Origin of the sequence: Pelomicrobium sp. G1 (assembly GCF_051905455.1) — a bacterium.
Lineage (GTDB): Bacteria > Pseudomonadota > Gammaproteobacteria > Burkholderiales > UBA6910 > Pelomicrobium.
Genome location: NZ_JBQACR010000666.1, coordinates 1 through 232 on the forward strand (window position 1 = coordinate 1; position 232 = coordinate 232).

General features: G+C 62.9%; 1 protein-coding gene. It reads right to left on the minus strand.

Going from position 1 to position 232, the window contains the following annotated elements:
• The coding region (locus tag ACTFO6_RS20040; protein ID WP_439936022.1) for a hypothetical protein at positions 1–232 on the minus strand (232 nt) is incomplete at both ends.

Below are 232 nucleotides of genomic sequence, written 5' to 3' on the forward strand. Positions count from 1 at the left end.
ACCACGACCTGCCGGCCGCGCGCGATCGCGCCCACTGCGTCCCACCCCAAAATCTGCGACGCTTCGTCGAATATCACAATGTCGCATGCCGATTGTGAAGCGTCGAGATACTGGGCAACAAACAGCGGCGACATCAGAAGGCACGGCTGGAGCCTGCGCAGGAGATTTGGAGGGCGCTGCACCAGCTTTCGCACCGGCAGGTGCGCGCGTTGCTTCGCCAGCTCCTTCAGCA